This is a genomic window from Clostridium sp. AF34-13 (genome assembly GCF_003477845.1).
GTDB classification, from domain to species: Bacteria; Bacillota; Clostridia; order Lachnospirales; family Lachnospiraceae; genus Butyribacter; species Butyribacter intestini.
Window position 1 is genome coordinate 1 of the sequence record NZ_QUEB01000016.1, and the last position, 228, is coordinate 228.

Below are 228 nucleotides of genomic sequence, written 5' to 3' on the forward strand. Positions count from 1 at the left end.
AAGTTTTGACCTGTCCAAGTAAAACTTGGCATAGACAAAATTTTAATAAATTTTGTCATTAGAAGTTGTTTCACAACTTCGCGTCTGAATTTCATTAAGAAATCCGATTTACCTCGCGTGTTCTTATCTGCATGTGTTAGATAAGAACTTTGAAAATTTATTTTAGAATTTTCAGGGTTGTTTTACTGTTCAATTATCAAGGTTCCAGGTCTTTATCCGACCTTTTTT